Consider the following 3958-nt stretch of genomic DNA (forward strand, 5'->3'; position numbering starts at 1 on the left):
TCAGTTGGTGCCAAGCATGCTGAGAAAGCTTACAAGCTTCATCTTCAACAACTGTTGGCTGAATATGATCTAGCTATGGAACAGCTGCAGGTAATCGAGAATGAAGTGACGGCTGCATTGGCCAAGATCCCGTTGGCTAAGCCGTTGCTGGCGATAAAGGGCCTGAGTATCCTGTCTGTCGCCGGTATTCTGGGTGAAGCTGGCGACCTTAGCGGCTACGCACATGGCAATGCATTGCTGCGGGCGAGATTCACGCCCTCCTCGGCGAGCGGCATGCTGGCCTTATCTTAGCTGAGTCGAGCTCAGGCAAGTGGAAAGGCCAGATGTCCATTAGCAAACGGGGCCGACCGAGACTTCGGCATGCCCTGTTCATGGCGACCATGGCCCTTATCCTGAACGATGAAGCGTTTAAACAACAGCACGAAATGAATGTAAAGACGAAAAGCATGAAGCCCATGCGCTCAGTGATGAAGCTTTGCGGCAAGCTTGCTCGCCTTCTGGTTGCCATGGCACAGAGTGGCGAAGCTTACGAACAAAAGCGTGCTCTTCCGATGAAACAAGCTGCTTAACCGCTTTTCAATTGGCACGAAAACTGGCTTATTCGCAGGATCTCAAGATTGCACGGAATACCGGATTGCATTAAACAAAAGGGCACAGACCCATACCGTTAGGATAACCGGCCTCCACCCACCGGATAGGCGTAACGAAGGAATGAAAGGGCAACGACCCGTCGAGAAATGGGAGTGAAAGCCTCCGGAGGTACGTGGAGCAGCGTGCAGCAAAGCAGTAAAAAGAGGAGCGATACCTCGCCCCTCCTGTTCCCGCATACGCTTCGGTTGCCGAATTTGACGATAAATCGTCCCTTTTATCCGGATAGCGATTTAACCCCTGGTGAGATCCTGCGAATAAGCGAGCATTCGTAAGAAAACTAAATCGTACCGAGGGAGCTTAATGACGGTCGCGAGAATCAATGTATGTTCTTTAATCGACAATCAATGTAAGTCCTTGTCCCGAGGAAAAGACAAGAACTTGCATTGTAAAATAAAAAACGCGTAGCACGCGGATCATAATGATTTTAAGTTCTTGTCCTTCTACAATGATGTATCTTTTGTTTTTGGTTCTTACACCTCCGACCGATTATGCCGTGACTCTTAGCGTTTTCAGCTCCGCTCCACGTATGGACTTGGTCCAAAATCGCAGAGGCTGTACATCTGACTGGATGTAATGTATATTGTGCTAAAGGTGCAGGTGTATTCTTTACTATTCAAGAAGATGCTGGTAGTAATTTAGGAGTTGCTTTTTGGAGACATACTGGGGTTTGGAATGCTTGCATTGCTTTCTGGTATTCTGAAGATATTGTGAGACTTGATTTACTCGTATCTTAACAAATTAAACTAATATTGGAGATCACATTATGAAAACACGTCTATTGTCAACTCTGTTCTCTTTGATATTAATCTTTAATGTTATTCCGAACTCTTCATACGCAGCAACGGAAAACACACTAGGCATCTTTATTACAAATATTGGTATAGCTAATATCGGATCTGTTCGAGATTACGGTGATCAAGCAGGAGAGCAAGCTATGCGCTTCCGTCCTAAATCAGGAGCTACTTACGATGCTGTTTCTGATAACAGTAAAGTAGTCAAAGTTACTGGAATAAAATTAGGATACGATGAGATCTTCTATGAAGATACTGGTAGAGTGTTAATTACTGGTGTGGCTGTTGGTTCTGCTAATCTTACTTTGAAAGAGACTTTCAAAGGTAAGACTAAAGTTGTTGGTAAACTTAAAATAACTGTAGTTAATGCGAATATCGGTGCTTTCAGTAACAATACTACACATGAGTTTGGGTTAGGTAATCAAAGCAGTTCTTTAAGGTTTATTAATCGAAACTCTAATGCTACATATAGCTTCAAATCTGATAAAGCTGGATTGACGCTGTATACAAAGGAACGTTATGATAGTAACGGTATGCTCGGTATTGATATGAATGCTACAGAATACGGTAGGTATGTTGTAGCAGCTTACGAAACTGTTAACGGTAAGACTCGTAAGATTAAGGATATCACTTTCTATATCAAACCTACGGTGCTACCTCCTGATTCCATAACAGTCAAAGCTAGTGCTATATTCATAGAAGAGCATATTAATTTCTTGGATATGAATTACGCGTATGGTTTACACATAAAAGATCAACAAGTTTTTGTACGCTCTGGTAATTCTTACGTTCCTTTCAACTGGGATACTTACGATGGTACATTCACCGAAGACTACGCTGTATTTGGTCTTGCCGGTTCTGTTGAGAAGATCAATGATCTTTTTGCCAACAAACCAACTACAGTAACAGCTGAGATGTATCGTATTCCTAGATTCTCTAATAACGCTGCTGACGTCGAGTATCTAAAGACTATCAAAGTAACATTTAAGTTCTAATCTTCTTGCATACTCCACTCCTCCTGTTAAGCTGTAAGGAGGGAAATCGGCTATCAAGTTTTCCTATAAATACTATTGTGGACAGTCAATATTTAATTTGATATCTGATATTCAAGAAAAATTGTTACAAAGAAAAGACCGGAACTATTGTGCTCCGGTCTTTTCCTTATTATCTTAAACTCACCATTAATTCGACTCTTCGCTTTACTACTACTTGTGGTACGGTTCACCGCGAATGATCTTATGCTATCTTGCCCGTTACTTCAACGAATTGAAGCAGGTCGCCGCGGCACCTGCTCCAATCATAATTATTTCACTATCGTTACCCGTTACTTCAAGAGATCTTGGTAGTTTGGGGGAAAATCATTCTTATTTGGACCTTTAAGATGTTCAAATTTCTTAAGCTCAACTCCAATTGGCGAGATCCGATATGTAAATATATCTTCACCAACAGGAATATGTGGGCCGACTGTTGGATGCACATCAAGTGTGATTAAAAATTCAAACCCACGGAAACCATTAACCCTTTCAGTGTGCTTCACATCAACAAAATAAGGATAAATATCTGGTGATCCTGGTACTGTAAATACATCTGAGTATACCTCAGCAAGCTTCTCTTGCATATGTGGCAGTAAAAGTAAAACAAGCATATCTTGAAGTTGCAGCTCCCTTGAGTCCTCAAGTGGTGTTTTACCAACTGCATTACAGTATAAAGATTGGGTTCCAACTATTGAAATTAGGATCATAAAGCAAATTAGAGCCCTCAAAGCTTTTCCCCTGCCTTTACCTTAATAAACTAATCAGAATTTATTTTGTCCAGGAAAGGGAACTGAATACATCAACGAAAACTGCCCGATAGCTGAACGGGCTGCCGATCATGCCGGCAGCCCTGTATCATTGTGCTATCGTTCCCCGTTAGGATTCCTGTAGAGCGTTAAATTTTCGCTTTGCACAAAAACGAGCGCCTCCGGTACGATGGGGTAATCACGGGTCATAGCCCTTTTGCCATTAAGGAGGTCGCTCTACTTTGAAGTTTAAAGCTCAGGCCAAACATAATCAACTGCTCGAACACATTTCAACCCAGCATCTGGTCGTCGGTATCGACATCCGCACAGGAGTTCCACGTTGCTCGCGCCGTCAACTTCCGTGGGGTCCTGCATGGCTCTCCCCTTCACTTCTCCAACGATGACGCCGGCTTTAACCTACTGCTGCAGTGGATGAAAGATCTTCAGGAAAGGCATCAACTAATCGACGCCATCATCGGCATGGAACCCACCGGCCATTACTGGCTCAGCCTCGCTCCCTGGCTTAAAGATCGTAGCCTCGAGGTCGTGCTGGTGAATCCTCATCTCGTCAAAAAGAACAAGGAAAACCGCGACAATACACCATCCAAGAGCGACATCAAAGATGCCTTTGTTATCACCGAATGGTGAAAAACGGCTACTACTCTTTTATTAAAGAAACCAGCGAAGTGTTCATGGAACTGCGCGTTCTCGTGGCAAATCGAGAGACCATCGTTCA

General features: G+C 43.3%; 2 protein-coding genes and 2 pseudogenes. 3 read left to right on the forward strand and 1 reads right to left on the reverse strand.

Going from position 1 to position 3958, the window contains the following annotated elements; translation table 11 throughout:
• Together B0G52_RS36865 and B0G52_RS35040 are read left to right on the forward strand one after the other, a co-directional pair.
• Positions 1–569, forward strand: a pseudogene (locus B0G52_RS36865) (transposase); the annotation flags it as partial.
• Between the two features lie 845 nt (positions 570–1414).
• On the forward strand, positions 1415–2437 hold the full coding sequence (locus tag B0G52_RS35040; RefSeq protein ID WP_143762692.1) for a hypothetical protein: 1023 nt from the start codon (positions 1415–1417) through the stop codon (positions 2435–2437).
• Between the two features lie 329 nt (positions 2438–2766).
• On the opposite strand, the gene B0G52_RS35045 is transcribed toward B0G52_RS35040, so the two are convergent.
• Positions 2767–3204: a DUF3888 domain-containing protein gene (locus B0G52_RS35045; RefSeq protein WP_233163369.1), complete on the reverse strand. Its 438-nt coding sequence runs from the start codon at positions 3202–3204 to the stop codon at positions 2767–2769.
• 260 nt (positions 3205–3464) lie between these two features.
• Here B0G52_RS35045 and B0G52_RS35050 point away from each other — a divergent pair.
• A pseudogene (locus B0G52_RS35050) lies at positions 3465–3958 on the forward strand (IS110 family transposase); the annotation flags it as partial.

It is taken from the genome of Cohnella sp. SGD-V74 (genome assembly GCF_003001675.1).
Lineage (GTDB): Bacteria > Bacillota > Bacilli > Paenibacillales > Paenibacillaceae > Cohnella.

Excerpts from the sequence above, each read along its gene's own strand:
- B0G52_RS35040 (WP_143762692.1), top strand. The coding sequence starts at position 1,415 with ATGAAAACACGTCTATTGTCAACTCTGTTCTCTTTGATATTAATCTTT.